31 protein-coding genes and 1 pseudogene are annotated in these 25,898 nt (G+C 40.6%); 4 read left to right on the plus strand and 28 right to left on the minus strand.

Features of this window, described 5'->3' with window-relative positions; genetic code table 11:
- Positions 1 to 180 precede the first annotated feature (180 nt).
- From ABCM67_RS04685 to ABCM67_RS04695, 3 genes and pseudogenes are all read left to right on the plus strand, one after another.
- Positions 181 to 426, plus strand: a complete 246-nt coding sequence (locus ABCM67_RS04685) for a spore coat associated protein CotJA (RefSeq protein WP_015527159.1) — start codon at positions 181 to 183, stop codon at positions 424 to 426.
- Positions 426 to 704, plus strand: a complete 279-nt coding sequence (locus ABCM67_RS04690; protein WP_110103245.1) for a spore coat protein CotJB — start codon at positions 426 to 428, stop codon at positions 702 to 704. The genes ABCM67_RS04685 and ABCM67_RS04690 overlap by 1 nt, the downstream gene beginning before the upstream one ends.
- 3 nt (positions 705 to 707) lie before the next feature.
- A pseudogene (locus ABCM67_RS04695) lies at positions 708 to 1,115 on the plus strand (manganese catalase family protein); the annotation flags it as partial.
- Positions 1,116 to 1,198: 83 nt separating this feature from the next.
- On the opposite strand, the gene ABCM67_RS04700 reads toward ABCM67_RS04695, so the two are convergent.
- From ABCM67_RS04700 to ABCM67_RS04715, 4 genes are all read right to left on the minus strand, one after another.
- Positions 1,199 to 2,767, minus strand: coding sequence for a recombinase family protein (locus ABCM67_RS04700; protein WP_006857572.1), 1,569 nt, complete (start codon positions 2,765 to 2,767; stop codon positions 1,199 to 1,201).
- Positions 2,768 to 2,848: 81 nt separating this feature from the next.
- Entirely contained in the window at positions 2,849 to 2,992 is a 144-nt protein-coding gene (locus ABCM67_RS04705) for a hypothetical protein (RefSeq protein ID WP_006857573.1), read from the minus strand.
- Positions 2,993 to 3,375: 383 nt separating this feature from the next.
- Positions 3,376 to 3,615: a helix-turn-helix domain-containing protein gene (locus tag ABCM67_RS04710; protein WP_006857574.1), complete on the minus strand. Its 240-nt coding sequence runs from the start codon at positions 3,613 to 3,615 to the stop codon at positions 3,376 to 3,378.
- A gap of 1 nt (position 3,616) precedes the next feature.
- The gene (locus tag ABCM67_RS04715; protein ID WP_008704153.1) at positions 3,617 to 4,036 is read right to left on the minus strand and encodes a sigma factor-like helix-turn-helix DNA-binding protein; all 420 of its coding nucleotides are present in this window, start codon (positions 4,034 to 4,036) and stop codon (positions 3,617 to 3,619) included.
- A gap of 563 nt (positions 4,037 to 4,599) precedes the next feature.
- Between ABCM67_RS04715 and ABCM67_RS04720 the strand changes: the two genes are divergently transcribed.
- Complete coding sequence (locus ABCM67_RS04720; protein WP_006857575.1) at positions 4,600 to 4,956, plus strand: helix-turn-helix domain-containing protein; 357 nt, start codon at positions 4,600 to 4,602, stop codon at positions 4,954 to 4,956.
- 108 nt (positions 4,957 to 5,064) lie between these two features.
- Here ABCM67_RS04720 and ABCM67_RS04725 read toward each other — a convergent pair whose 3' ends face one another.
- From ABCM67_RS04725 to ABCM67_RS04840, 24 genes are all read right to left on the minus strand, one after another.
- Positions 5,065 to 5,238 carry a cysteine-rich KTR domain-containing protein gene (locus ABCM67_RS04725; protein ID WP_008704154.1) on the minus strand — a complete coding sequence of 58 codons (174 nt, stop codon included), beginning with the start codon at positions 5,236 to 5,238 and terminating at the stop codon, positions 5,065 to 5,067.
- Between the two features lie 19 nt (positions 5,239 to 5,257).
- On the minus strand, positions 5,258 to 5,770 hold the full coding sequence (locus ABCM67_RS04730; protein WP_006857576.1) for a membrane lipoprotein lipid attachment site-containing protein: 513 nt from the start codon (positions 5,768 to 5,770) through the stop codon (positions 5,258 to 5,260).
- A gap of 50 nt (positions 5,771 to 5,820) precedes the next feature.
- On the minus strand, positions 5,821 to 7,155 hold the full coding sequence (locus ABCM67_RS04735) for a HAMP domain-containing sensor histidine kinase (RefSeq protein WP_006857577.1): 1,335 nt from the start codon (positions 7,153 to 7,155) through the stop codon (positions 5,821 to 5,823).
- On the minus strand, positions 7,143 to 7,817 hold the full coding sequence (locus ABCM67_RS04740; protein ID WP_020994080.1) for a response regulator transcription factor: 675 nt from the start codon (positions 7,815 to 7,817) through the stop codon (positions 7,143 to 7,145). Before ABCM67_RS04740 ends, ABCM67_RS04735 begins: the two co-directional genes overlap by 13 nt.
- A 294-nt stretch (positions 7,818 to 8,111) precedes the next feature.
- Positions 8,112 to 8,297: a cysteine-rich KTR domain-containing protein gene (locus ABCM67_RS04745; RefSeq protein WP_081021270.1), complete on the minus strand. Its 186-nt coding sequence runs from the start codon at positions 8,295 to 8,297 to the stop codon at positions 8,112 to 8,114.
- A gap of 115 nt (positions 8,298 to 8,412) precedes the next feature.
- The gene (locus tag ABCM67_RS04750) at positions 8,413 to 9,024 is read right to left on the minus strand and encodes an isoprenylcysteine carboxylmethyltransferase family protein (protein WP_006857578.1); all 612 of its coding nucleotides are present in this window, start codon (positions 9,022 to 9,024) and stop codon (positions 8,413 to 8,415) included.
- Positions 9,025 to 9,029: 5 nt separating this feature from the next.
- Positions 9,030 to 9,443, minus strand: coding sequence for a hypothetical protein (locus ABCM67_RS04755; RefSeq protein WP_006857579.1), 414 nt, complete (start codon positions 9,441 to 9,443; stop codon positions 9,030 to 9,032).
- On the minus strand, positions 9,436 to 9,885 hold the full coding sequence (locus ABCM67_RS04760) for a LytTR family DNA-binding domain-containing protein (protein WP_044999138.1): 450 nt from the start codon (positions 9,883 to 9,885) through the stop codon (positions 9,436 to 9,438). The genes ABCM67_RS04755 and ABCM67_RS04760 overlap by 8 nt, the downstream gene beginning before the upstream one ends.
- Before the next feature lie 117 nt (positions 9,886 to 10,002).
- Entirely contained in the window at positions 10,003 to 10,227 is a 225-nt protein-coding gene (locus ABCM67_RS04765; RefSeq protein ID WP_006857580.1) for a hypothetical protein, read from the minus strand.
- A 112-nt stretch (positions 10,228 to 10,339) separates the two neighbouring features.
- Entirely contained in the window at positions 10,340 to 11,242 is a 903-nt protein-coding gene (locus tag ABCM67_RS04770) for a conjugal transfer protein (RefSeq protein WP_006857581.1), read from the minus strand.
- Between the two features lie 14 nt (positions 11,243 to 11,256).
- Positions 11,257 to 12,264, minus strand: coding sequence for a bifunctional lysozyme/C40 family peptidase (locus ABCM67_RS04775; RefSeq protein ID WP_055158653.1), 1,008 nt, complete (start codon positions 12,262 to 12,264; stop codon positions 11,257 to 11,259).
- The gene (locus ABCM67_RS04780; protein WP_006859645.1) at positions 12,261 to 14,399 is read right to left on the minus strand and encodes a hypothetical protein; all 2,139 of its coding nucleotides are present in this window, start codon (positions 14,397 to 14,399) and stop codon (positions 12,261 to 12,263) included. The genes ABCM67_RS04775 and ABCM67_RS04780 overlap by 4 nt, the downstream gene beginning before the upstream one ends.
- Complete coding sequence (locus ABCM67_RS04785; RefSeq protein ID WP_055170572.1) at positions 14,396 to 16,849, minus strand: ATP-binding protein; 2,454 nt, start codon at positions 16,847 to 16,849, stop codon at positions 14,396 to 14,398. The genes ABCM67_RS04780 and ABCM67_RS04785 overlap by 4 nt, the downstream gene beginning before the upstream one ends.
- Positions 16,836 to 17,225: a conjugal transfer protein gene (locus tag ABCM67_RS04790; RefSeq protein ID WP_005611098.1), complete on the minus strand. Its 390-nt coding sequence runs from the start codon at positions 17,223 to 17,225 to the stop codon at positions 16,836 to 16,838. The genes ABCM67_RS04785 and ABCM67_RS04790 overlap by 14 nt, the downstream gene beginning before the upstream one ends.
- A 113-nt stretch (positions 17,226 to 17,338) precedes the next feature.
- The gene (locus ABCM67_RS04795) at positions 17,339 to 17,842 is read right to left on the minus strand and encodes an antirestriction protein ArdA (RefSeq protein WP_021414682.1); all 504 of its coding nucleotides are present in this window, start codon (positions 17,840 to 17,842) and stop codon (positions 17,339 to 17,341) included.
- 16 nt (positions 17,843 to 17,858) lie between these two features.
- Entirely contained in the window at positions 17,859 to 18,254 is a 396-nt protein-coding gene (locus ABCM67_RS04800; RefSeq protein WP_154314964.1) for a hypothetical protein, read from the minus strand.
- Between the two features lie 15 nt (positions 18,255 to 18,269).
- Entirely contained in the window at positions 18,270 to 18,761 is a 492-nt protein-coding gene (locus tag ABCM67_RS04805; RefSeq protein ID WP_342992565.1) for an antirestriction protein ArdA, read from the minus strand.
- Between the two features lie 5 nt (positions 18,762 to 18,766).
- Positions 18,767 to 18,988, minus strand: coding sequence for a hypothetical protein (locus ABCM67_RS04810; protein WP_004844214.1), 222 nt, complete (start codon positions 18,986 to 18,988; stop codon positions 18,767 to 18,769).
- Positions 18,985 to 19,119, minus strand: coding sequence for a DUF3789 domain-containing protein (locus ABCM67_RS04815; protein WP_081021271.1), 135 nt, complete (start codon positions 19,117 to 19,119; stop codon positions 18,985 to 18,987). Before ABCM67_RS04815 ends, ABCM67_RS04810 begins: the two co-directional genes overlap by 4 nt.
- 3 nt (positions 19,120 to 19,122) lie before the next feature.
- A complete protein-coding gene (gene mobT, locus ABCM67_RS04820) occupies positions 19,123 to 20,328 on the minus strand; it encodes a MobT family relaxase (protein ID WP_207643067.1) in 1,206 nt (401 codons plus the stop codon).
- 185 nt (positions 20,329 to 20,513) lie between these two features.
- The gene (locus ABCM67_RS04825; protein ID WP_055170578.1) at positions 20,514 to 21,905 is read right to left on the minus strand and encodes an FtsK/SpoIIIE domain-containing protein; all 1,392 of its coding nucleotides are present in this window, start codon (positions 21,903 to 21,905) and stop codon (positions 20,514 to 20,516) included.
- A 13-nt stretch (positions 21,906 to 21,918) separates the two neighbouring features.
- Positions 21,919 to 22,302, minus strand: a complete 384-nt coding sequence (locus ABCM67_RS04830) for a YdcP family protein (RefSeq protein ID WP_005423181.1) — start codon at positions 22,300 to 22,302, stop codon at positions 21,919 to 21,921.
- A gap of 15 nt (positions 22,303 to 22,317) precedes the next feature.
- On the minus strand, positions 22,318 to 22,641 hold the full coding sequence (locus ABCM67_RS04835) for a YdcP family protein (protein WP_055170582.1): 324 nt from the start codon (positions 22,639 to 22,641) through the stop codon (positions 22,318 to 22,320).
- A 177-nt stretch (positions 22,642 to 22,818) separates the two neighbouring features.
- Complete coding sequence (locus ABCM67_RS04840; protein ID WP_342992579.1) at positions 22,819 to 25,872, minus strand: VaFE repeat-containing surface-anchored protein; 3,054 nt, start codon at positions 25,870 to 25,872, stop codon at positions 22,819 to 22,821.
- Positions 25,873 to 25,898 lie beyond the last annotated feature (26 nt).

Here is a 25,898-nt window from a genome sequence, read left to right on the forward strand (position 1 = left end):
GATAGGCAAGGATATTATAGCACTGTATATCTGATTTTTAAACAGTAATATTTTCCTGTATATATAGAAAAAAATGGCAGAAAGATAGATATATGTGAAGGAAAGTGAACATTCCTGTTTTCACAAGTTTAAAAAACCGTCATAAAATATAGCGTGATCATGAATGAAAGGATTTCGATTATGGACCGATTTCAGATGAATCGTTCGGGCTGCCGGCCATATCAGTATACCTGTGGGATGAATAGCGGGATGGCAGGCCGGACGGATCGATCATTTTCTGATATGGCAAAACAGGTTCCTGCAATGGCGTATGTGCCATACCAGGAATTTGCGCCTACCTTTGAGTTGAAAAAAGCTCTTCAGGTCGGAACTATCTTTCCTGAGCTTTGCAAGCCGTTCTGCGGCAGGAGAGGAGGAAGTCGATGATGTCCGGAAATTGTACTTCCAAAAAAGAACTGCTGCAGTTTATTGACCAGGTAAGCTTTGCCATTGACGATCTTCTCCTTTTTCTGGATACGCATCCAAAAGAAAAAAGAGCTCTTGAATATTACAGTGAGCTTTCAGCCAGAAGAAATGAGCTCCTGGAAAAATATGCAAAATTTTATGGACCGCTGACCATTGATACCGGAAACGACAGCAATCTTAAGTCATGGCAGTGGATGGAACAGCCGTTTCCATGGGAACAGGAAGGAGGGTGCAGATAAGGTATGTGGAATTATGAAAAAAGACTCCAGTATCCTGTAAATATCAAGACGTCTAACGCAAAGCTGGCACAGTTTATATCCAGCCAGTATGGCGGGCCGGACGGAGAAATAGGAGCTTCCATGCGGTATCTTTCCCAGCGTTTTACCGCACCGAACCGGATGGTCGCGGCAGTGCTCAATGATGTGGGAACAGAAGAACTGGCACATTTGGAAATCGTGTCCACCATTGTCCATCAGCTGACAAAGGATCTTTCTATGGAAGAAATCGAGAACAGCGGACTTGGGCCGTATTATATTGACCACACGGTGGGAATCTGGCCGCAGGCTGCAGGTGGAGTGCCCTTTAATGCCTGCGAATTCCAGAGTAAGGGTGATCCGATCACGGATCTGTTTGAAGATCTGGCAGCAGAGGGTGCGATTGTATAAAGACAACATTGAGGTTTTAAAAGAAAGTTCCCGATAATCTGGCATACTAGCTGCCAGATATGAGAACCCTAGAAATTCCAATGTATTTCAATAGGTACTTCCTTAGTTACAGGGTCTTTTTTGCCAACCAATACATAATCAATCAGCTTTTCAACCGTTTCCCTGTCTAAGTGTTCAAGATTTGTATATTGCTCGATTAACTGTCGTCTGTTGTCGCCAATCAGCATTTTTCTTTCAATAACATCAAGCTGTTTCTGCGTATCAATCATCAGTTTTTCGAGCCTTTCTTTTTGTGTTGAGAAGTCTTTGGATAAATCCAAGTAATCAAGTTCGGAAAGAATACCCTTTACCTTATCTAAATATAATTCTCGGATTCCTTTTGTATATTCCGCAATCTTTTTTTGATAAGCAGCAATCTCCGTTTCCAGAGCTTCTTTTTGACCTCGCAAGTCATTGTTGAATTGCACATTTTGTTCAAGCTCATCTTTGTCAAGATATTCTGCGGATAACTTATTAAGTTCATCAATCACAGCTTTTTCTAATTTGTCTACTGAAATGAAAGAACCTATACAAGCGTCCTTTGCTACATGGCGGTTAGAGCATTGTAAATAATGCTTACCATGATTCTTTGACGAACGCATTGTATAACCACAATTCATACAGCGAGCTTTTCTGGCAAATAAACCGATTGTGCCAACTGTGAAAGGTTTTGCCTTTTGAGCTACCAATGCTTGAACCCTATCCCATAACTCACGGTCAATAATCGGCTCATGTGTACCCTCAACTCTGTACCACTCGTCTTTGGGTCTGGGTTTGTTTTGCTTTGTCTTATAAGAAACGCTGCCATATTTCCCTTGAACCATATTCCCGATATAGATTTCATTCACCAACATATCTGATATGGCAAAATATTTCCATAGGGTACTGTTTTTCGTTTTAGGCTGCTTGTAACGCAAACCATGAAGTCGTTTGTATTCCGTAGGGTTTGGTATTCCTCTGTCATTCAGCATACGGGCAATGGCGGTCTTTCCATATCCCTGTGAAAACAGTGTAAAAACTTCTCTGACAACTTCCGCAGCTTCTTCATCAATAATCAAATGTCCTTTTACGTCAGGGTCTTTTTTGTAACCATACAGAGCAAAAGCACCGATATGGTGTCCGTTCTTTCTTCTGTCAGTGAGAACGCTTTTAATGTTCTCTGACATATCCTCCAAGTACCACTCATTCACCAGACCGTTAATCTGTCTTGATTTCTTATTTCCTTTATTAGCGGTATCTGCATTATCAACAATGCTGATGAAGCGAATACCCCAAATAGGAAAAAGACCGTGGATATATTTTTCCACTAATTCTAGTTCTCTGGTAAATCTGGATTGTGTCTTACAAAGGACAATATCAAATTTACGATTCTTTGCGTCCTCCAACAACCTGTTAAATTCTGGTCGTCGTCTGTCAGAACCAGTGTAATCATCATCACTGTATATGTTGTAGACTTCCCAACCATGCTCTAATGAGTATTGAAGTAACATTGACTTTTGATTCTGAATACTGTTACTGTCGTCTGTTTCTGATTGTTTGTTTCTATCTTCCTCTGATAAGCGGCAATAAATAGCAACTCTTGATTTTGATTCTATCATGCTTCGTTCTCCTTTTTGAGAAGACGAAACAAACTATCTCTACATAATGTTATTATAACATCTTGTAGGATAGTTTGTCTATCATCTGGCAGGAGTTGCCCTTCCTTTATTTTTTTCATATTGATTTATCAACTCTATCCATTTTAGAGTAAATGCTTTTGTAAACGCCGCTTTATCACAATTTTTAAAAACATTCTTGCAAACTACCTTTGCGTCATTTGCCATTGAACCACCTCACTACAATATATTTACAAAGTATGCAAAAATGCTTGTACATTATGAAAGAATTTGTCTATAAAGTAAGAAGTAATCAGATGGCTTTGGAAAGCTCCACTGGAATTTCACCATTCCCATTCTGATGGGTGAACCGCACCATGCGAGTGTATCATTATTCTGATATACGGGTCATGGCAGCAACTTTTCCAACAGTCGCTTACGGATCACTGGCGTGGTCGCTCGCTTCTTTATCCCTCCTTTTCATGGGTCATGGCGTTCCAGTCCGTCGGCTCACCGCATATCAAACGTATCTGATTACTTTATTCAATTTTCAAAGAACACTTGTAAAACGGAGCTGGAATGAGGTGGTATCACACTCCGTATATATTCGCTTATTTCACTCTGACTTCAAAACCTAGAATTGCTTTAATAAGGGCAGCTCTAATTCTGCCTTTCAGTTCCATATCGACCACAATATACATATTTCCGTGTTCATCATAGAACGGGCGTAAACTTGCTTTTGATATGTAAGCGTCATAGTGATTTAAAATTTTCTCTATTGCCACTTCGTCGCCATCAGCAGCTAAACTGATTGTGGAGAATAGAGGACACTTTTTTGTAGACTTCATCATGTTATAATTCCTCCTCGTACATATCTCTAATGAGCTTTAGTGAACACATTCTGTTTCTATAAACAGAGTTTCTGGAAATATCCAAAATCTCTGCGATTTCTGCGTCTGGTAATTCCAGAAAGTAGAACATCAACACAACATTGCGTCGTCTTTCACTTAATTTTTTGATTGCTTCACATAATTTCTCATCATAGACACGAACTTCTGTACCGAACACATCAAAGGAAGTAAATTCAAGCGAGTATTCGTCCGATACACCCAACTGGTTTAATTCCAGCTCTGGTATTTCACAGAAAGATATTTCATGCTTTGCACGTCTGGCAAGTTCTTTGTTGTAGTTCTTTACAGTTCTGCCAATCACCTTACGAGCCAGACAGTCAAATTGAAGTCTTATAGCGTTCTCAAATGAAGAAGGTTTCATAATCTCACCTCCTTTCAAGTTGAAGTTGCTAAAGCGAAAAGGCTTTTTACCTCTTTCCGCACTAACACTCAACACGGAGGGGTGATTTGTAACCCGAATCAGAAAAAAATCAAAAAATTTTTTAAAGTAGCAAAAAAGCACAAGAGCAATACTGACGTGCTGTTCTTGTGCCTTATAAATTGTTCCTGCTATGTGATGTGAAAAACCATATACAAGAGCGATATAATCCGCAAAAGTTAAACGGTTTTTTTTAACAAGCTACCAATGGTCGAATGTTGTTGAATGTATAGGCATTCCATGCGGCTACCTCCTGAAGCCGCTAAAACAAAACCAACCAGTAGTTTGTCCACCGTTGGACAAAAATAAAACGGCGGCTGTATGAACCGTCGTTCTATCTAAAAGGACGTATAAAAGCATTACTGCTGACAACGGTTTTTTTTTTACCGCCAAGCAGCATATATTGTTATTTACCTGTTCATAGGAACTGATAAACCTTGCAATACGTTTTACTGTACCTGTTACAAATTCTTTAGGAACAGTAAAATGTAGTGAGGTGATTAATTATGCGTAAAACAGAAGATAAATACGATTTCAGAGCCTTTGGTCTTGCCATCAAAGCGGCAAGGATGAAACAAGGTCTGACCCGTGAACAGGTGGGAGCAAAAATTGAAATTGACCCACGCTATCTGACGAATATTGAGAATAAAGGGCAGCACCCAAGTTTACAGGTGTTTTATGACCTTGTAACTCTACTTAATGTGTCTGTTGATGAAATTTTCCTGCCGACCAGTGACAAAGTAAAAAGCACTCGCCGCAGACAGTTGGAACAACAGCTTGATACTTTCGACGACAAAGATATGGTTGTCATGGAGAGCGTCGCTGCTGGTATCATCAAATCAAAGGAAGTGGGGGAAGATTAGTTCCTCCATTTTTATTTGCCTGCCAATCATACGGGATATGGTGATAGGTAATAAAAATGAGCCGATAATCTATGAGATATGAAATCCTCTGAATTATCGGCTCTGCATCTAAGTGTCTGGCTCTTTGATTACTGTTATTTTTAATTTGCTGGCATTAATTAGGTTTTCCTGTTTGCATTTTGGACAATACAGTGGAAAATTTATCAACTTAGTATCCGTTCTGATTTTTGTTCTTGTTTTATTCTTGCATATAGGACAGTATATCCATTTTGCTGTTCCCATTTGTTTCCTTTCTGATATACTATTTTAATGTAAATTCACATGCCAAATAATAAGTGTCATAATCCCAATCTTTAGGGGATTCGAAATAAGAAATACTTACTATTATTCTATAGTGCCCTGATGGGAGTTCGCCATAAACCGAGGAAATATCAAATGGTAAACTTAATCTTTCGGTGGGATTTATAACTGCATCATCTTCGTTATCTTTTGATGGGTCATAAAGTTGAGTTAATTGATACCATGTTTCTGATTGCTCCGCTTCAATTTCAAAATAGGCTTTAGAATAATGATACTCTTTGTTGGAGTTATTTTCTAAAAAAAATTTTGCGTTTTCTAAGTCAGAATACTCTTTTTCACTTGATGTAAGCTCAACATCTGATAAAGTATTAATTTTTTCCTCAGTTCCATAGGACGAAACCTCATAATTCTCTTTGAAATCCTGTGATGATATTATTTCTTCATCTGATGTTGAATTGCACCCGGACAAAATGCTTGTGACAGTTATTAAAATAATACAGATAATTTTTTTCATAATCGAAACCTCCTTTATAAGTGCTTAATGCAATTATATGGGGAAAATGTCTATTTTTCATCAACATATGCAATTTTTATACAAGCTGTAACACAGGCTCCCCCCTTATGATTATTTGAAATTTTTATTGTACCTCCATGCCTTTCACATAATATTTTACAAATGTTTAATCCCAGACCTAGATGTTCAGACGTAGTATCTTGCGATGGTTTATAAAATGGTAATGTTACACGTTCTATATCCGTACTTTTGAAACCACAGCCATCGTCAGAGACCGTAATCAATAAAAATTCCTCCTGTTTATTTACATCAATAGCTATCATCGACTTAGCATATCTAATGCTATTAGACAACAGGTTTTCATAAATTTGTATGATAATTTCAAGATTGATAAATAGAGTTTGCTGTTTATTACAATTTGTTTTAATCGTATATTCTATATCAGAACAGAGCATTTCCGTTGTATTTGATAAGGTTTTTAATAAGAAGTCAAAGTTTATGTTTTCTTTTTCGATTTCTATATCTTCTAAACGGTATAAGTTTGTCATAGCACTAACGTATTTTTCAAGCCGTTCCACATTGTTGCGTACTGTTGATAATTCGTCGAGTACCTCCTGTTGAGAAACTAATCCTTTGGGAATAAATGATAACAACATTGTGGTATGTCCTTTTAGTATTGTTAAAGGCGTGCGTAAATCATGTGAAAAAGCAGCATTTAATCTCCTTTGTTCAGTAAATTGCCGTATCATTTTTTGGTTGTTTTGATATAAACAATTTTTCATCTTCTCAAATGCAAGACACAGCCTCCCCATCTCGTCTTTATAAGGGTAAGGCAACGTAAAATCCAGTTCGTTGTTTTCGACTTTTCTGTATGCATTCGTCAGTAACTTTATGGGTCTTACTAATTTTCGGTTTACAAAGATAGTCACACAAAGAATCATGCTAATTGAAAGAACAATAGGAATGGTGACAATATTAACCACACCTAGAGCAGAATCCACAATTCTATCATGTTTAGTAAACTTTGGTGAAACTTCAATGTAAGAAACATGATTAGGATAAATATATTCTTGTACTGGACGTTCCTTTTGATAGTCTACAACAAAATTACATACTTCCTTTTCACTTGCATTATATATTGTGTATTCTGTTTGGTCTTTGTTATATTTCGCTGTAAATGAACCATTTTCAGGTATATCATACCTTGTTGTCATGTCCTCATATTTATAGTTAAGGTTTATTCTGTAATCATCTACAAGAGTAATAGATATAACACCTATTACAATACCAATCACTAAGGAAATAAGAGCATAAAAAACAAACGAATTTTTAATACTCATGTTGTCAATATAATGCCTTGAATTTTTTCGCCTTACTTTTTCCATTTATATCCGCACCCCCAGACAGTTTCTATATAAGGATTGTCGCCTATAGAAAGGAATTTTGTTCTTATCCGGCGTATATGTTCTGTAATAACAGAATTGTCGCCAGAACCATCTAAGCCCCATACTTTTTCATAAATTGTCTCACGATCAAAAATAATCCCCTTGTTTTGTGAAAGAAATTCAATAATATCAAACTCTTTCTTCGTAAAATTTATTTCAGCATTTCTATAAAAAACAACTCGTGATGAATAATCAATTACTATATTATTATCGAACTGAACTATTGCGGACGAACCATGTCTTTTTTCTCTCCGCAAATGTGCAGCAACTCTGGCTTCTAATTCATCAACGGAGAAAGGCTTTACAACATAGTCGTCACCACCGACAGCAAATCCTTTGATTTTATCACAGTCCTCAATCCGAGCTGTTAAAAAAATAATAGGACAGGACACAAAATTCCTGATTTTTTCACAAATTGTAAAACCATTCATATCTGGCATATTTATATCTAATAAAATAATATCTGGATGTTTTGTGATTGCATTCAGTGCTTCTTTTCCGTTAATTGCTGTGTATACTACATAACCAATTTTGCAAAAATATTGATTTAGCATTGATACAATATCTCTTTCGTCGTCTACAATCAAAATGCTCTGTGCCATATCTCGTTCCTCCTTAGAAATATATCTTATCATTGAAAAAGCAATTTTTTATCAACTATGTCCACATACTACTGTTAAAAATTGATAGATTTTAGCTATTTTAATTATTATAATCTCTTAAACGAAATGTAACAACTATATTAATCAGCTTGCAAATCATACCGAAGACTTAATTATTATTGAAAGTGTTGATGATGGAATTATTAAGTCAAAGGAAGTGGAGAAAAAATAAAATCTCCACTTTTTTGTTTCAAAAAATGAGCCGACAATCTATAAGTTACAATAACTTACAAATTATCGGCTCTGCGTCTTAGCGTCTGGCTCTCTGATAATTATATTTCCACGTTTCATATTGATTATAGTTTCTTGTTTGCACTTCGGACAGAATAACGGAAAATTTATCAGTTCTGTATCGTTCCGTATTTTGGTTCGTGTCTTATTGTTACAAATAGGGCAAAACACCCATGATTGATTACTCATAAAAGCTCCTCTCATATTCGCTTAATCTTACAAATTTATTCTACAAATTTTATTTTTTCATAAAAAATAACTAGTCAATACCATTACTAAAGTTATCTCCAAGACATCAGCAATTTTAATATATATACGGAAAAAGTTTATATGTTTTTTCTTTATATAAGTTATATTCTTTGAAATATTTTTGTAAAACTGCTTCTTCAACATTTATTCTTATTTGATAGCAAACAAAGCTACAAATAGCAACTATCAATATAGCAGGGATATTCTTTAACGCAATACTCACGCCCAATAATGACAGAATACTTCCAGTGTAGGCAGGGTGGCGGACAAATTTATACATACCATTTGTTATTAGCTGTTGTTCTTTACTAATCTGAACATTTAATGTAAATGCCTTTTTTAAAGTTAAAACAGCTTTTATACGAATACAAATCCCGACTGCTGTAATTAACATACCAATTTTTGCAAAGTAAGCAGGCAACGTCAATTCTCTTATGCAAAATGGAGCTTTTTGACTGATACATAGAAAACTAATTATCAAACAAAATACAAAATTTAAATATAACAACCATTTCGTTCCTAAATCTCTAGTGTCAATTTTTTCAGTTCTATTTTGCTTTGAACGTGTATAAAAGAAAATAAATATTTCGGAAATAAGTAAACACATTAGCAACACATTAAATATATAATATTCAATAGCACTATTAAATTTTGTCATATCGCCCATTACTATTACCTCTTATTCCTTAATTTTAAAAAATTGTTTATTTCATCAGCTTGTCTTTTGGAAATATGATAAAAATAGCAATGAATAGCTATCATAATTAAAATATAGACACATGAATACCATGTAATGTTAATTGCACTAAACGCAAACCATTTACCTATAAATGCCACACCAATGGTTATTGGATATAATATAATCATTTCAGCAATAAAGTGATATATATATTTGCTAAAATCTATAAATGATAGAAGCCAATCGACAATCACTGACACCATAAGATAAACAAACACCTGCAAAATAAAGAAACAAAATCTGTCTTTAGAATATCCTGCTATAATATTGCTTATCGTTGCATACAAAATAATAAATGTAAATGCCATAGAAAATGCAGGAAGATATGTCCTTAAAAATTTATTCATAATAGCCACTCCTTATCTTATCTCTTAGAATAGGAATATATTTTCTTGAAACAATTAGATTTTCTTCATTGTTAAGTTCTGCCAATAATCTGTGGTTAGGGTAAGGTTTAACACAGACCAGACAAGAAATATTCAATAAGACTGTTTTGCTTATCCTTACAACATTTGACCTTATTAAATCTTGTTCAATAGCAGAAAGTGTCTTTTTACATTCAAATATTTTTTGTTGAGTGTACATAAATGTTTTTTTATCAACAGTTTCAAAATACAAGACTTCATTTAATGGTATCTGATACAGCTTTTTTTCAAAAATTCCTTGTATAAGATATTCTTGTTGACGGATATATTGAACAATCCGATTTAAAGGTTGGGTCATACTTGAATATCGTATATCTATTTCCGGTTCAGCCAAATCTTTTTTTTCCAATAGTTGCAGTTTCAATATGCTTTCCTCCATGTACTTTAATAGAAGTTTAATATTTCTCCAAAACAATCGCAAGCACTTTAAGTTCAAATACCCTTAACAGCATTTAAAATACCCAAATTTTACTTTAGCCAATTAAAGTTTTGTTTTCTTTGCAATTTTATAGATATATTCTTCTGACGTGGGACGCTTACTTCCAAACAACTTTTTGAAATTTTCCTGTACTTGTGGGTCTGTACTGGTCATTGCTTCATCAATAGTAGCTTCTATATCAGTCTGAACATCAGCAAACGATACTCCACCAGCCTTAGCACCAAGTTTCAACATTTTTTTAATATTTCTCTTTTTTAGCCCTATCATATCTTTTAACTCCTATTCGCATCTTATTTTGCAAATTTTGTAAATACTAATCCGGAATGGAAATAAGGCTTGCGGAGCATACTATACAGTTTATGACGCAAGCCTTGATTATTTATTCTACAATCTTCCAGTTATCGTCCTTATGAAGCATAAGCTCATACTGTGAGATTTGTGTCATTTTCGACTTGTTATCCAGATACTTCACAGACACACTGACCTTGAGGTTATCGCCGTCTTTGGTAAAGACAGGGTTTACCAGTTCCGAAAATACATAGTCGCCGGAAACAGGAGCAAGCACACCGTCTTTGACGTAATAGGCAAGTTCTTTTTCCGTAGCTGTCGGATACAGCTTAAAGAATGTTTCCAAGAAAGCGGTAGCGTCCTTGACTGTGTCGGAACTGACACTGACATCTGCTTCCTGTACTTTCGGTTCATACTTTGATTTCTGTACCGCCGGAGCAAGGGTTGGATTCTGGGTAATGACCATTGCACCGTCCTTATCCACATGAACGGTCACGGTGTAGTTTTCTGTGACTGCCTGTGTCTGTTCTCCCTCTTTTACCTGCTGATCTACTTCGTAGGCAACGGTAAAATCGTTCATTCCAGACTGTTCCACATTCCAGACCAGCACATTTGTAACCGTAACACTGGTTGGTATGTCCGTTCTGATGGTATCAGCGTTCAAGTCCTGTAATTCTTTGGTAAGGTATTTACTGATTTCTGTTGTCCTTGCTTCAATGGCTTCCTTGCTGGTATCCCATGAGTAGTAGGCTTTCGCAAAGTTCTTGACGAAATTCTCAATACCGTTGGTATCGTTCAATCTTAGCTGAATGATTTCTTTTTCATGTACCGTGTGGGTGTCAATGGCGGTAAAGTTCTTATACACACCAAAGCTGGTGCTTGCCAGAAGCACCGCCCACAACAGCAGGACAGATTTCTTATGTGTCCCGACTTTCATGGTACGCACTTTCTTATTCTTAGGTGCTTTCTCTGTTTTTTCTTTTTTCTTAAACATATTTCAAGTCCTTTCTATTGTTTGATTCTTCCGGCACAAATGATGTGCTGTTGCCAGTAGGCAGAGGTCAAATCGGTATAGCCGATTGGATTTCCGGCATGATACATCTGATTGTTTCCCACATAGATTCCTACATGGGTAACATAGTCACTGGTATTATAAGTGGAATGGAAAAAGACCAAATCGCCAGCCTGTGCCTGTGACAATGGGATATGCTGGGTTGCGTCATACTGTGCCTGTGCAGTTCGTGGCAGGCTGATTCCGGCTTTTCCGTAGCACCACTGGGTAAGACCAGAACAGTCAAAAGAGGTGTTCGGATTACTGCCACCATAGACATATTTCCAGCCTTGATATTTCAATGCTTCATTCATAACCGCCTGTACCGTTTCGTTGCTGAACTGCTTCACGGTCAGATATTGGTTGACCAGCTCCACATAAAACATATTTCCGTAGTTATAACGCCAGCCACCATTTTTACTGACAGCTATCGGATTGGTATAGGTCACTTTTGTACCGCCAGATTTGTTTCTTGCGAAATTCTCTGCAAGATTGAAACTGTGCTTTTTCCCATTCTTCGCCACATAGTCAGCATAGCCACCGCCATAGTTATAAGACTGAATGACCACGTTAATGTCTGTCATACCTTTCCCTTTACAGGAAGAAAGCAGGGACGCAAAATATTTACACCCCTGCTTGATAGATTCCTCTGTACTTAATGAGTTCGGCGGTAACCCCAGACTTTCACTGGACTGCATGACATCGGTAGCCGTACCGCCACTTTCCACCTGTATGATGGCAAGCAGGACGTTTACATACTCCGAAATACCGTTTTCTCTGGCGTATTTTTCTACCATCGGCTGATGTTTGAGGACATCGGCTGACAGGTTCATGCCAGAATAAACAGGCGAATAGCTGTTTGAATTGTCGTCATCTTCGCCGGAAATCAATATCCCGAAAAAGAGAACGATGGAGAAAAGGACAGGAAATATCGTACCTATGATAAGGATACGCTTTAATCTCATTTTTTCCGTCCTTTCTCTGAATGTTTCGTAACAGTTTTACGGGCAGATTTCCCATTGACCTGTGTTTTCTGTACCGTAGATTTCTTATGATTACTGATAGTTTCCGCTACGTTTGGCTGGTTCGTTTTGGCAACCGATTTGACCTGCTGTTCCTGTCTGATGTTGGTTCGGACAGTTTCTTTTCCAGCCTTGATTTCTGCATTTTTTATCACAGGGGAAGTAGCAGGACGCTTCATATCCGGCTTTATGACCGTATCGGTCTGTGCTGTTTTTGGAACAGGTGTGGCAACAGGGCGTTTATGGCTTCTGGTAGCTCCGGCTGTCGCTGATCCATTCGCATGAACTGTCTGCCTTGCTTCCTGTGCTTTCTGTAATTCCTGCTTTTTCTGTGAGATATTTTCCCTGTGCAGGTTACGTTTCTGTGTACGCTGTTCCTGTCGGTTTTCCCGTTCTTCCACAACGCCACGCTTAAAGTCAGATACGTTATCCTTTGCTTTTTGTTTGGCAGAGTGGACAGCATAACCAGCCTGTGTCGGCAAGTCTTTCACATTTTCTTTCAGAGAAGAAGCACTGTCACGGACTTTATTTTTCGTATCCATCACAGCACCGACAGCAGAACCGACACGGCTTCCCATGCTGGCAGAAGTATTTTCCCGTTTCTTTGGCGGTTGGTTCGTTGCTGGCTTTCCGGCTCTGGCAACACTTGCACCAGCCACCGCACCTGCAACACTTCCAGCACCGACAGCCCTTGCAATTCGGCGTTCCATACGTCTTGCCCTGTGTCGCATGAACACCATCGGTCTACGGAAAATCCGGCGACCTATCTGCTGACTGTCATTAGCATTCAGGCTGAACATACTCATTAGTTCTCCGAGCTTCATGTAGATTCCGGCAAAACAGATTATCTGCAAAAATGCCACCATGAAGAACGGATAGTCTGTGGAAATGTTGTAAAACATACTGGAAATTGAAAATGCCACGGTCACAATCAGTGTGATTCCGGCTCTTGTCATAATGGCATTGAACACACGGACAACTGCCTGTTTCGCCATGTTCTCATAGGTCGGTATCATGGACAGTAAAAAACTGACAGGTAAAAATATGGCATATATGATAAAGAGTATCTGGGAAAACAACATCATGCCAGTAAGCAGGAAGATAAAGATTGTGATACCGAGATTGAAAATGAGCAGGAAGAACACCATGCCAAGACGGTTTACGACCTGTGGAATGGTAAGATTGTCATTGTCGTTATCCTCAATCTCTGTTTTGACAACCTTTTCCCTTGTTTCCCCATCTTCGTCTGACGGACTGGCAGATACCAGAGCTTCCACACGGTCAGTCCCGATTTCTTCGGTATCGCTGTTCCCGAACTGCAACAACAGCCACGGTTTTTCTACCTGTATCGCAAAAAGGCTGTCACGGATAAGGTCTACGCTGTCCTTGCCTTTGCTTTGTGAATCGGGGAGCATGATTTTTGTCCCCAAGTCCAGAGAAGCGGTGCTGATGTCCGAACTGAAATCATTGATTTTCTGGATATAATTGGGAGCATAAGCAATAAAGGACGCAGACACAATGAACACCACCACAAAGTTGATAACAGCGTGAAGTGCCTTGCTGGTTTCCCTTTTGAGAAGCCCTGTATAGGCGGTATAAACACCTACAATCAGAATGATAATGAGCAGGAATCCCACATAGAATCCACTGCTGGAAAATCCGTTTTCGGTCACTCCGGCAAGTGTCTGGATACTTTTCCCGATACTGTCTGCCATGTCATTGATGAAGTCCAGCTTATACGCCTGTTGCACCACATATCCTGTGGCATTGCTAAGATACAGGCTGATTGTCCAGACAAAATTTGTGATACAGTAAAGCCCGTACTGCACTGATTTTCCAATGCCGTCCAGCCAGTTCCACGGTAGCCAAGACCAGCTATTGTCCACATAGAAATCAAGCTGATAGTTGGAAAGCGGATACTTTGAATACAGGTTGTCTGCATTGACCGTATCATCGACCAGTCCAGACGCATGAGCTACCGTCCCAAGCAGGGACAGCAGTACCAGCGTAACGGTCACGGCAAGCAGTACCAGTTTCAGTACATGGAATACCTTTTCTCTTGTGATAGATTTTATCATTCCAAATCCACCTCACTTTTTATCGGCGGTCTGGTATCAAAGGCATGGAGCAGTTCTACAAAGACAGGGTGTATCTGTACCACACCGACACGCCCGTATAAATCCTGCATTAAGCATTGTCCGTTCTCCAAATCCCTCAACCGTTTCTGGTTGTTTTCGTCCTCACTGTCCAGCCCGAAAAACTCTAAGGTCTGCTTGATTTCATTGGTATCTGTGGAGCGGAACGCAAACTTTAAACCGATGTTATTTTTCAGACTTTCTTTCGATACGTCCCCAGAGGATTGTGTCACGAAATAGACTCCGGCGTTCATGGCTCTACCAGCACGCACCAGTTTATTTGAGAGTGTTTCTCCTTGTGCCACATTTAAGAACGCCCATGCTTCGTCCAAATCCACGATTTTAAAAATGCTTCGGTCACTGTGAATAAAGTCAAGGGCAAAGGTACTGATAACAATTAAGATGGATACCGACAACAGTTCAATGGTCGTGTATTCCTCAAAGGTAGTATCCTTATCCGGCAGAACCAAATCTGCAACCTGTATGATGTTGAGCTGGTTATCCAGACTGATTGCATTTTCCACCGAACCGTCCGAGAACAGGAGCTGTGCAAAATCATAGTCAGTAAAACTTTCGATATGGTCTGCAATGTTACGGGATACGGCGGTATCCTCTTTTCGCAGTTCCTCAATGACCTGCAACAGCCCGTGGTTCTGATTCTGGGATACCGTGCGGACAGCTTTTCTAAGGACAGGGAACTTTTCACCGTCCCTTGAAGAAATTCCTGTAAGGAATGTCAGAATGTCGATGGCAAGACTTTCAGCGTCCTTGACATCTTTCATAATCACATACGGGTCTAACAGCCCTTGATTGCTGGAATCACTGGTAATGTTTACAATGTTGATTTCCTCTGCAATCTCCGGCAGTGTTGCTTTCCAGTTTCCACGCTCACTTTTCGGGTCTAGGATAACTGCCTGTCCACCGAACAGGACGGAATAATATACCAGCAGGTTATTACAGAATGACTTTCCACCGCCAAGCGAACCCACAAAAGCAGAAGCCAACGCATTTGTGACCGTACCTTTTACCCCTTGACTGGCAAGGGACGGTTGCAGGTAGACATTTCTTCCTGTATCCACGGAATATCCGATATAGATTCCTGTATTTTCGCCCAACATCTGGGTAGCACCGAAGCCAAGTCCGGCTAAAAAATCGGATTTCACATACTGGATATAATCATTGATATAACGCTTGCTGGCTGGAAGAAACTCTCCATGCAGTCCCATCATATCTCCGGCAGGACGTACCAGCTTCACGTTCAAATCATCGTAGAAGTCCTTGACCTCATCACAACGGCGTTTCAGTTCATCAAGATCGGGTGCAGACACCCGTATGACGTAACTTAACTTGTACATACTTTCCTTGCTCTGGTCTAAATCTGTTTCCAGTTCATCGACACTGTCTAAGGCTTCCACCACATTTGAACTTGTTTCATTTCCGGCTTGATAGGCGTGATTATCCAAGTCCTTTAATTCCTTTTTCTTGTTACGGACAGTGGTTAAGGCTTTCTTATTCCCGACAATCTCAACATTCATAGACGTATCCACAGGGAATGTGAACTGCTGTTGCTGGAAATAAAAGATTTCCGATGATGGGAAGTCCAGCTCCCCGACAATGGCATTGACCGTAAAGTAGGATACATAGCTTTCGCTGTCCTCATGTTCCAGACGCAAATATCGCTGGCTTTCTTCCACCACACAACGGGTAGGACGGATAAGGTCATAATACTTAATCAGTGTTTCCCTTTTTAATTTTCTTTTTGGCAGAGGATACACATAATCTTCATAGGCTATCCCGTCCCTGCCGTAGAGGTGTTCCATCAGATACGCAAAGTCTTTGGCTTCCAGTCGGCGGATTTTGAACCTACGGGAGATTTTGTTTTCCAGCAGTTTTTCCATCTTCACATAACGGTTGATTTCATCATTGTTCATGGAAACAAAGTCATTCATCAGCGTGTGTCTTACCTCATTCAAAAACTCACGGAATGTCAGAAATACCGATTTTTTGATGTTCTTCAGATTGACTTCGTCCTCTGTGACCATGAGCTTGAATCCCAGAAAGAAACGGTAATCCACTTGATTGTCGCCTATCATGGATACAAGGGCTTCGGTCTGGTCGTCTATCTTTTGGATTGCTACCTCACGGAGCTTTCCAGTGACCAGCTTCTTTGACTGTTCCTGTATGCTTCGGATTGAACTTTCAGTTGCAATCTGCAACGCATGAATCTTTCCCTCACGGGACTGTGCGATAAGCTGACGGAAGCTGTCATGCACAAGGTATTTCTGTTCTGGGGATAAGAATGAATAATTGTACGGTATCAGCTCATAGTAGGCGAACACCTCATTGTCCTTATTCCAGACAAGGTTATTGTCGATATATTTAATCGGGAACATAGGTCACACTCCTTACTGCCGTGATAGTTTCCTCAAATTTCTGCTTATGCAGGTTCACGGCTTTTCCGGCATAAGTCACTTTGGGACGCAGGGCATACAGCACCATCGTCTTGATGTAACTGTATGGCTTTTTCCCGTCAAAGGTTTTCTGTGACATAAACCATGTAAGGGCAACGGGAATCCCGAAATATTTCAAAAACGCACCCTCAATCATGGAAAGTGGCGGTACATCTGCAAACAGAATGATGATAAATTCCGTCAGCACGAACCATGTAATCTGGGTAAAGGTCACAGGGAATGGCAGGTTTACATCATTGATGGCATACAGTACCTTTTCCACGTTCCAGATACTTGTATAACTTCGGATTTTCTTCACTTGTAAATGCTCCTTTCTTCATTTTCCTAACAACAGGGACAGCCGGATTTTCCAGACTGCCCCCAAGAGAAAAGCTGACAGTAGCACCAGTGGCGGTGCTGATCTGCCAGCCCTTAACGCAGTACCTCACAGATACCAGCGTTTGTTGCAATAAATGTCCCCTCTATATCGAGGTCACGCCCGTAGGCTTCATAGTCGATATAGTTCTGTAAAGAGGATGGGATTTCTCCGAGTATCTGTTCTTCATCAATCAGATAGTAGGCTAAATCGGTCATCGTTTCACAGCCGGAATACAGAATGATGTCGTCCTTATGTTCCACCAGTTCTTCCAGACTTCCATAGCAGGATATAAAACTGTCCAAGTCGTCCAGCAGGTAATCCGGTAATTCTTCCAACTGCTCATAGATACGGTTCAGTTCTTCGATGGAAATGTATTCGCTAATCTCCATCGGGAAGTTGTCCGTATCATGGATTGCGTATTCTTCGTACTCTGCATTTAAGCCGATACGTTCTGCAATCACTTCTTCGTCCAACGGAAAAGAGAACCAGTCCCCGACCAGTTCTCCCTCATTGTACTTGCCAAGATTGGCTATATAGACTTGCATATCATCAATCATAAACGGTCACTTCCTTTCACTCATTGTATTCATAAAATCTGCCATGCACACACAGGAAATGTTCTGATGTTTCTTCCATATCTGAACAGTTCCGATGGTATGTAATATTGCAAAGTCCGGCTTCCAGCTCTTGCAGGTTTGAAAACCATTCTCTTTGAATTTCAGGTATATCTTCGGGTGGGATTTCACTCTCTGAAATTGCAAGGCAGACATTATTTAGCAAGTCGAGGTCTGTATCTTGCAGGATTTCAAAAGGAAAATCATAATCACTGATAAGATAACGGTCACTGTCCGGCGGTAAGCCAATGGATTGTTTTAATGCTTCTATGTTGCAGGGAAGTGTAAACCATGCACAGCCTGTATCTTTTTCTTGTTCATCAAGATTGATAACAAATACTTTCATTTCTGCCATAAGCAATACCACCTGTCAAAGTTTGAACATTCCATTATTGCAGACAGCATAACGTCCTTTTTCGTCCAGTTCATGGGCGTAGGCTTCCAGATTAAAGTATTTCTTTCCTTTTTCGGATAGAGCAGAAAATTCAATGTTATGCTCCAAGCGGTAACGGGCAACGTCCATGATGTTGTGGCACTCTGGATAAAACAGAAATTCTTCCGACTTCTGCAATAAATCCTCAACACCGCCACAGTAGGGAATCAACTCTTTATAAGCCTGTTGAACTTCTGGCGATAAATCCGTGTAAGCAAAGTACAGCTTGTTTAACCGTCTGACAGAAGTTGTCCTTACAATGTCGCCAGCAAAAGGGAGCTTCATATCTGTGATTTGATAATCGCCACTGTCAGCTTCCACGCCGAGCAGGTCACGGAACAGTTCATAATCAATGGGTAAATCAAACCAGCGAGAGGTTTTATTCTCTGCTGATTTAGTCGTTTCAATCAATACGCTACATTCTTCCATAGGCTTTACGCTCCAATAATCTTATTGAATAACTGTAACAATACGTCTTTTACGCCGGACGCATTGAATACAAGACCAACGGCTACTAAGGCAACTACCAAGAATCCGATAAGTTTGGAAAACTCACGCTTGAATCCCAAGTAGATACCGATAACAACAATCGCCATCAGCACAAGGCTCTGTGCATTGCTTAAAAACCAGTTATAAAGGTTCTGTCCAAAATTCATGCTTTCTTTTCTCCTTTCAGTTCCATCATTTTTCGGTCAGACTGTCTGCCAGCCTGTAAAATACACATGGCAACCACGCCAACTGTTCCCCCTAAAGAGAAGAACAGGAAGTCAAATAATAATCGTTGCATTTTTCAATTCTCCTTTTCTAAAATCACATCTTCGGTAGATGTGGTCTGCTGTTCAATTATCTTGTAATGCTTTTCCGTCAGTTTCGTGGATTTACGGATTTCTTTCAGATAATCAATCCCTGTTTTCGCTGTGATTGTTTCCAGCATTTTGAGTGTCGGGTCAACCTGCCGTTGAATCCAGCGTAGGGTTCTGTCCAGTGTGTAGGGTTCGGGTTTGGTCGTGAGCTTTAACGGCTCTCTGTTTTCCCCGATGAACCACGCCCAGCGGACAGATAATTTCCAGTCGCTCCGTTTCTTGTCTGCTTCCTTATCCACAAAGCGTACATAACGGTTGATAATAGAAAATGCCGTCCGTTCAGCGTCATAGTAGGTCAGCAGGTCACGGACAGCATAATAAGCACGTTCATTTTTCAACCGTATTTCAAATCTGTTTTTTATCGGTGCTTCCTCAATGGGAATCCCCAGTTTGATGTACTGTTCATAGCTTTTTTCATAGACACAGAAGTACACCTCACTTTTTAGCGAGCCGATATAAAGCGTATAACCCATACCAGCCTTGTCCTGTTCCTCATGCTTGACCAGTTCGCCGGAAGCATAGGACTTAAAGGAACGGAACACCGATACACATTCCTCATTCCGGCATTTTTCGGTCAGTTCTGGAATATCCAACATTCCTGTATGGTCATTGATGGCAAGGTCAAGGCGTTTCATCACACCGCCGTCCACCAGAGCGTCCATAAGGAAGTCGTACCAGCTCCGTTCCTGTGCCAGCAGATAACTTTCAAACTGGCGACAGCCTTTTCCTTTCAGTTCCAGCAGAACACCTTTTTCTTCATCGGGAGAAGTGTATACGAAAATATCTCCGATGTAGTAGTGTTCCGTGTAGCTGTAATGCCCGAAGTCCTCATATATCATGTACTGGATATTGAGCTGTAAGATGTCCTTAATGATGTGTCCAATATCCAGTGTCGGAAACCGTATCCTCACATAATCAAACAGCATGGTAAGCGGTGCTTCTGGGTTGAATTTTTCCAGAGCTTCCAAAAGTTTCACTTTCATTTCTTCTGTGACCGCCACCTTGCCGGATTCAATACGGCTTAAATGTTCACGGCTGATTCCAGCCATGACCGCAAGTTTCGTCTGGGATACACCGTACTGCAAACGCCTGTCTGCAAAATCCTGTATCCACTCTGTATCATTCAGTGTGATACCCCCTTTACGAAAAAACTGTGACATTTTTAATCCGATGTCACAGCAGTAAAAAAAGCTACCAAACGCTTGATTTTAGCCAAGAATCGGTAACTTTTGTGTATGTTTCCTTGTGATTTGTGCCCCTCTGTTAGATACCGAGGGGCTTGATATATGCTGGCGTGGCTACCGCCACACCAGCAAGGCTAGTCCGTACCTGTGGCTTTCGCTTCGCACGCCACTTGTCCGTCCTGCCTTATGTGTGTAAGTTCCCCAATCGTACCCAAGAAATCATATCCTTTGGGTACAAGGGGAGTATAAAATTCCGATATGACGCTTGTTCCTACATCACAGTATCCACGCCCTTTGATTCGCTTCTGGAAAAACTGTTTTTTCACATCACTTCCAAAGAGCATACCGTAGCCGAGTTCACTCATGCGACCAAGCCCCACACGGAAGTTAAAGTTATCTCTGATACCGTCCCCGAAATACTTTGCGTCTGGACGCTGGCAAGCCACAATCAGAAAGTATCCAGCCTGTCTGCCAAGCATGACGATTTTCTTTAGCTGGCTTAACAGGGCGGTGCTTTCTTTTGTCGTGAGCATTTCTAGGAAAGCCACGTATTCATCAAAGATAAGGAACTGTGGAGCAAGCCCCAGATAGGCATAGTTTTCCCCTGTACGGTAGTTCGGGTGCAGTTTCATTTCTTCCGAGCGTGTGACCATGCCCTCATAAAAGGCATTGACGCAGTCAATCATATCGTCTTTCGTGTGGTAGACATTTTCCATGACCATTCCCAAGTCTGCAAGGTCAGCGTTCTTCGGGTCAAGAATGTATAAATCCGCATTGGTTCTAAGCAAGGCTTCAATGATGGTCAGCAGAAAATAGGTTTTTCCACCACCTGTACCACCGCAGATAAGGGCATGGGGAAGTGAATCGTATTCCCACACCAGATTTTTCATTAACCGCAGACCGCCGTTTTCGGCAATCACTTCATCAATCGAAATACGGTTCGCTATCATATCATAGAGCAGGGTGTATTCGATGTATCCGTCATGCAGTGTCTTGTCGGTCAGCTCACAGTACAGCCCCGATTCCAGTTTATCCTCTAAGGACAGGAGCTGTTCTTGATATTTTCCCATTGTGATTTCACAGCAGATATGAAGCAGTCCCTTTTCCATCTGGTAATAAATCTTTGGAAACCACACGATTTTTTCTCTTGATCTGCTTTGCAGGTCAGTGAAAAAAACGCTGTCTTTGGTGTTTTCTGCTTCATACCATTTATTTTCCAGCACCATACGAGCCAACTTTTGTCTGTGTAACAACCGCTTGATACGGTCATATCCGTAACGATAGTAGAGAAAAGCGACCAATGCACAAACACCAGTCGCTATCAGAACCGTAATAGAATTGTAGACAGTCCAAGTAATTCCGGCATGGAGCAGGTTAAAATCTTTCCAGTCTATAACAAGGAGCTGTCGCAGATTCAGTAGCAGGAACACCGCAACGAACAGGAGCAACAGCCAACCGATACAGAAGTGATAGACCAGCGATTTGTCACTGGCACGAATCCTGTTACCTTTCTTTTTCCACGTCATACGCTAACACCTCTTATTTCTTCGGCGGTTGCTGTGGAGCATTGTTCTGTGGATTTCCGGCATGAGTGCCTTTGTTCTTCAAAACAATATCGTCTGCCTTTACATACCAGTCCACATCTGCACCACGGTAATTCGCATTGGCTACCGTATCTGCAACAGGATTGATAAGTTCCACTTCGGCGTTGTAGTCATAGTCCTTTAACGGAACAGTCGCTGGAACGGATACCTGTATCATGCGTCCCTGTGTGTTGCATTTTAAATCATAGGTGCGTTCCTTGATTTCTTCACTGACTGTTCCATCTTCATTCTGTACATGAACCTCACGGCGTAATGCGGAGAACTTCAACACTCCAAAAGTCTTTTCTTTATCAATGACGATTCCATTTGCTAATCTCATAATCTGAATACCCCCTTATTTACTTTCTGCTGGTAACATATCGTCTGCAAGCAGGATATAATTGACAAATCCACGTTCCCCGATTTTATAACCATCGGTAGTGATTCGTGGGTTGATAAGTTTTACTTTCTGCTCCGGCGAGAAATGTTTTTCGCCAGCTTTGGCAGGAAGCACAACGACAACATCATCTGCTCTCTGTACATCGGAATACAGGTTGTAGCTCCTGTTAATGACAGCCATACGCCCATTGATTCTCTGCTGTTCCGTAGTATTTTCTCCGGCAAACTCCAAGTTTCCGAATGTCTTTTCCATGTTTGGTACGACAAATCTTAATTCCATAAATAATTGACCTCTTTTCTTTCTGTTTTAGTTTCTTTCCTGCTGTACTTTGTGGGGAGCTACACTCCCCACGCCCCTAGTGGATTTCACGCTCCCGTAAATCAGAGCTTCACGAAAGCGTGAAGTTACAAAAAGGGTGGCGACCTTGAACGCTCTACCAACCGCTACATTACCGCCTTATGATTTCTTTCTACGGCGTTTGAAGTAAAGCATACCGCCAAGCCCTACGCAGGAAAGACCGAGCATGGCAAGATAAGCATAGATATTGGTATTGTCGCCTGTTTTTGGACTGTCACTTGTCTTAGTAACCGTAGATGGTGTATCCGGCGTGTCGGTATCCTTTGGTGTATCTGGGACTTCCGGCACTTCCTTGATTGTCACAGTCTGTCCATCGTCTGTGATGTCCTTATGTTCCGTCACTTTCTTTGGTTCGTCTGGATTGGTCATATCGTATAATTCTTCAAATGTGACAAGGCTCTTGCCACCAAGAGAAGAACTATCAAAGGTAAAGGCAATCTCAACCGTCATTTTTTCGCTGTCGGCTGTGAACTCATAATCATTGGATACTTTCTTTCCATCAATCAGAAGTTCGGCATTTTCCTCTTTTAACATCTGCCAGCCGGAAAGTTTGTATTTTGTTCCAACTTCCAGCCCATCTAATGTAACTTTATCCACAATCGTTACATCTTTTCCGGCTTCGATTTCTTTCTTGCCGTTCTTGTCCGTAGCGGTCGTATGGATTTTGATGATACGTTCTGTGATAAGAACAGTCTGTCCATCATCGTTGATGTCTTTATGTTCGGCAACCTTGACAGGCTCTTTCGGATTGCTTATATCGTACAATTCCTCAAAAGTAACAAGGTTCTGACCACCAAGAGCTGAACCGTCAAAACTGTAAGTAATCTCAACCGTCATTTTTTCACTGTCAGCAGTGAAAGTATAATTACTGTCTACACGTTTCCCGTCAATCAGAAGTTCGGCGTTTTCTTCCTTTAACATCTGCCAGCCGGAAAGTTTATATTTTGTTCCAGCTTCCAAGCCATCAAGTGTGACTTTGTCCACGATCTTGATGTCCTTTCCGGCAACAATCATTTTTTCGCCTGTTTTCTTGTCGGTCGCTGTGGTATGGATTGTGATTTCTTTTTCGTATTCATCAGTCAGTGTCCCTAAATCTACGGTCACTTTATTTCTTGATACGACCACCTCAAAGGCTGGAATCAGCTTAAATCCGGCGTTGGAATCACACTTTAATTCCTCAATCACATAGGTATCATAGAGTAATGCACCTTTGCTGTCGTCTGGTTCAGATGTACCGAACCATACACCGTCCTCACTGGATTTTCCGGCATTGGTATTGACCTTGTGGGAAGCCCAGCTTGAAGCAGTGGAGAACTGACCGTTTTTGTCAGTAACTACAATGTGGGATTCTCCCGTTGTCTTGCTTGTGATTCTGAATGGAACACCTGCAAGACGTTTATGTGTACCTGCACCGATTTTTACACCCTCAATATCGCCACGCTTAATCTGGTTGTAGACAGAGTGGGATTTGTCGGTCAAGTCCACGATTTTTCCATCTTCTGTGATAGAAAAGTCGATTGCCTTTGCACCGTCTGTCAAATAGCCCTCTGGTGCTTTGCTTTCTTCTAATCTGTAATTTCCGTAAGGGAGCAAGTCAGCAGAAGTAGAAGCGATTCCGTCAATTCCTGTCTGAATCTTCTTTACGGTTTCATTCTTGTTGTATAATTTTCCCTCAACCAGTACAGGACTGTCATTTAAAGAAATGATATTGAACTCTGTGTACTGTAAGGTCGCACTTCCCTGTGCTTTGGTATCCTTTGTTTCAAGGTCACGTTTCTGGATTTTTACACCGCCACGGATAACTTTGTCGGATACGGAATACTGATTGCTTCCAGAAAGTACGGCAAGTTCGCCATCTTCGGAAATCTGTGTAAGGTATGTTCCCTTAATTTGTTCGGAATTTCCGTCAGCCTGCATATATGCACCATCTAATAAGTAGCCGTTTGGTGCTTTTGTTTCTGTGACAGTGAGTGTACCAAGTGGCAGTACATTTTTACCGTCCTGTGTATAGAAGCTGTCGCCGGATACTTTGTAGCTGTCGGCAAGTCTGGATACATAACGGATAGTTCCGTCACTGTCTTTTTCGGCAACGGTTTTGGTTGTCCATGTACGGGTAGCTTTTGCAGGTAGATTATCTGCATTGTAGTATCCGTCATAATAGCTCCATGTGAACTCTGCACCCTCTAAAGAAGCAGTTCCCTGTGGAGTAGATTTTCCTGTTTCCATGTCAATTTTGAATAAATCAATCAAAGTCTCTGTGACCTTTGGAGTGTCAGTAACAGTCAATGTAGCTGTTTTTCCAACTTCCACATTTAAGGCATGGACAATAGAATCCAGCTTATAACCCTTTGGAGCAGAAAGCTCTTTGATGTAAATTGTTCCTGCTTTTACCTCAACTTCTTTGGTATCGCCGTTTCCATCGGCAGTAAGTGTGGCAAGCTGGCTGTTACAGCCCTTATCAGAATAGACACCAAATGTCGCACCCTCAAAGGAATAGTTGGCGTTGTCATCTGTGACCGTGGGATTGGAAGAAGTCTTTTTGACCTTTGCATTTCCTACATTTAACTTTGCCCAGAACTGTCCGATGTCCTGTCCTTCGCCAGTATAAATGTAACCGCCACATTCATAGCGTCCCTTATTTGCTTTCACAAATGCTTTCGCACCAGCGTAAACTTCATTCTGTACTGCCTGTGAGATTTCATTATAGGAAGCTCTGACGTTATCGCACTGCCAGCCGAGCTGTTCACTCAACCTCTGCCAGACAACACACTGTTCCAGCAAGTATCCCTGTTTGTAATTCAAGTTCGTATGAGAAGCGGTATATTGCTTGACGTACTCTAAGGAAAGAGCAACGTCCGCAATCTGATCACTACTCATGCGTGTACTTGCGTCAGAACGTGTTTTATATCCATTCTTAAAACTGGTATTGATATCCACGCAGTAGGCAGTTTCGCCCTCAACTTTCATGTGTCCCTCATTGAATGTAGATTTGATAGAACCATCATTCATAACGTGTTCAATGTAGCCGACACGTTCTGCTGATTCTGTCCAGTATTGATTGCCGGAAGCATGAACCGCCGTCACTGGTAATGCCGTGAGAATGGTTGCAAAAGCAAGCGTTCCTGTTAGCAATCGCTTTACTAGCTTATTCATATTTTCTCTTTCTCCTTTCGATTTTG

It is taken from the genome of Blautia sp. 2227st1_G12_2227SCRN_220401 (genome assembly GCF_039062885.1).
Taxonomy (GTDB): Bacteria; Bacillota; Clostridia; order Lachnospirales; family Lachnospiraceae; genus Blautia_A; species Blautia_A fusiformis.

Bases quoted from the DNA above. Each gene is read 5' to 3' on its own strand.
- ABCM67_RS04795 (WP_021414682.1), bottom strand. From the start codon at position 17,842: ATGATTGATGATATGCAAGTCTATATAGCCAATCTTGGCAAGTACAAT.
- ABCM67_RS04765 (WP_006857580.1), bottom strand. From the start codon at position 10,227: ATGATAGGGCTAAAAAAGAGAAATATTAAAAAAATGTTGAAACTTGGT.
- ABCM67_RS04725 (WP_008704154.1), bottom strand. From the start codon at position 5,238: ATGGGAACAGCAAAATGGATATACTGTCCTATATGCAAGAATAAAACA.
- ABCM67_RS04830 (WP_005423181.1), bottom strand. From the start codon at position 22,302: ATGAGATTAGCAAATGGAATCGTCATTGATAAAGAAAAGACTTTTGGA.
- ABCM67_RS04745 (WP_081021270.1), bottom strand. From the start codon at position 8,297: ATGAGTAATCAATCATGGGTGTTTTGCCCTATTTGTAACAATAAGACA.
- ABCM67_RS04755 (WP_006857579.1), bottom strand. From the start codon at position 9,443: ATGAATAAATTTTTAAGGACATATCTTCCTGCATTTTCTATGGCATTT.
- ABCM67_RS04805 (WP_342992565.1), bottom strand. From the start codon at position 18,761: ATGGAAGAATGTAGCGTATTGATTGAAACGACTAAATCAGCAGAGAAT.
- ABCM67_RS04750 (WP_006857578.1), bottom strand. From the start codon at position 9,024: ATGGGCGATATGACAAAATTTAATAGTGCTATTGAATATTATATATTT.
- ABCM67_RS04815 (WP_081021271.1), bottom strand. From the start codon at position 19,119: ATGCAACGATTATTATTTGACTTCCTGTTCTTCTCTTTAGGGGGAACA.
- ABCM67_RS04690 (WP_110103245.1), top strand. From the start codon at position 426: ATGTCCGGAAATTGTACTTCCAAAAAAGAACTGCTGCAGTTTATTGAC.
- ABCM67_RS04810 (WP_004844214.1), bottom strand. From the start codon at position 18,988: ATGAATTTTGGACAGAACCTTTATAACTGGTTTTTAAGCAATGCACAG.
- ABCM67_RS04705 (WP_006857573.1), bottom strand. From the start codon at position 2,992: ATGGCAAATGACGCAAAGGTAGTTTGCAAGAATGTTTTTAAAAATTGT.
- ABCM67_RS04835 (WP_055170582.1), bottom strand. From the start codon at position 22,641: ATGGAATTAAGATTTGTCGTACCAAACATGGAAAAGACATTCGGAAAC.
- ABCM67_RS04715 (WP_008704153.1), bottom strand. From the start codon at position 4,036: ATGAAACCTTCTTCATTTGAGAACGCTATAAGACTTCAATTTGACTGT.
- ABCM67_RS04780 (WP_006859645.1), bottom strand. From the start codon at position 14,399: ATGATAAAATCTATCACAAGAGAAAAGGTATTCCATGTACTGAAACTG.
- ABCM67_RS04700 (WP_006857572.1), bottom strand. From the start codon at position 2,767: ATGATAGAATCAAAATCAAGAGTTGCTATTTATTGCCGCTTATCAGAG.
- ABCM67_RS04685 (WP_015527159.1), top strand. From the start codon at position 181: ATGGACCGATTTCAGATGAATCGTTCGGGCTGCCGGCCATATCAGTAT.
- ABCM67_RS04800 (WP_154314964.1), bottom strand. From the start codon at position 18,254: ATGGCAGAAATGAAAGTATTTGTTATCAATCTTGATGAACAAGAAAAA.
- ABCM67_RS04775 (WP_055158653.1), bottom strand. From the start codon at position 12,264: ATGAGATTAAAGCGTATCCTTATCATAGGTACGATATTTCCTGTCCTT.
- ABCM67_RS04720 (WP_006857575.1), top strand. From the start codon at position 4,600: ATGCGTAAAACAGAAGATAAATACGATTTCAGAGCCTTTGGTCTTGCC.
- ABCM67_RS04740 (WP_020994080.1), bottom strand. From the start codon at position 7,817: ATGGCACAGAGCATTTTGATTGTAGACGACGAAAGAGATATTGTATCA.
- ABCM67_RS04840 (WP_342992579.1), bottom strand. From the start codon at position 25,872: ATGAATAAGCTAGTAAAGCGATTGCTAACAGGAACGCTTGCTTTTGCA.
- ABCM67_RS04730 (WP_006857576.1), bottom strand. From the start codon at position 5,770: ATGAAAAAAATTATCTGTATTATTTTAATAACTGTCACAAGCATTTTG.
- ABCM67_RS04710 (WP_006857574.1), bottom strand. From the start codon at position 3,615: ATGATGAAGTCTACAAAAAAGTGTCCTCTATTCTCCACAATCAGTTTA.
- ABCM67_RS04735 (WP_006857577.1), bottom strand. From the start codon at position 7,155: ATGGAAAAAGTAAGGCGAAAAAATTCAAGGCATTATATTGACAACATG.
- ABCM67_RS04825 (WP_055170578.1), bottom strand. From the start codon at position 21,905: ATGACGTGGAAAAAGAAAGGTAACAGGATTCGTGCCAGTGACAAATCG.
- ABCM67_RS04785 (WP_055170572.1), bottom strand. From the start codon at position 16,849: ATGTTCCCGATTAAATATATCGACAATAACCTTGTCTGGAATAAGGAC.
- ABCM67_RS04770 (WP_006857581.1), bottom strand. From the start codon at position 11,242: ATGTTTAAGAAAAAAGAAAAAACAGAGAAAGCACCTAAGAATAAGAAA.